The sequence below is a fragment of the Aureispira sp. CCB-QB1 genome (assembly GCF_000724545.1).
In the GTDB taxonomy this organism is placed as follows: domain Bacteria; phylum Bacteroidota; class Bacteroidia; order Chitinophagales; family Saprospiraceae; genus Aureispira.
Map to the genome: position 1 here is coordinate 1 of NZ_JHBV01000114.1, position 427 is coordinate 427.

The 427-nt window shown below is 44.0% G+C and carries 1 protein-coding gene; it reads right to left on the bottom strand.

Features of this window, described 5'->3' with window-relative positions; genetic code table 11:
- On the bottom strand, positions 1 to 311 hold a 311-nt coding region (locus CG11_RS26455), incomplete at its 3' end, for a hypothetical protein (protein WP_156039926.1).
- Positions 312 to 427: the final 116 nt, after the last annotated feature.

Genomic DNA, 427 nt, shown 5'->3' on the forward strand with positions numbered 1-427 from the left:
TCCACGCCATACTTGACTTTGTAGGCTTTGACCGTTGCCATAAAACGAGCAGGATCCAAATCATAGAGCTCTTTGATGGGATTGCAACGCTCTGAAAAATCAAAGTAATATCGAGTGATCAACCCTTTGTTGAGTCGAACAAGCAAAGGATTCGGATCATAAACCACTGTCTGTCCATTCTCGTCTTGGAGGTTGACCGTCACATCAATTTCTCGCTGCTCCACCGCTTTCTTTTGGCGTTTACCAATCAGATAAGCAAGAGCAATTGCCAGGAGTACCCCAGCGCCTAAAAATAGGTGTTTGTTTTCCATAACAATGGGCTTTTTAGGGGAAGTTTGAATTAGGTTAAAATAAGATCAAGGGCATCGTTGGTACGACTATCTTGGGGATCATAGCTCTTGCTGTAGTCCGTTCCTGTCTCAGGATC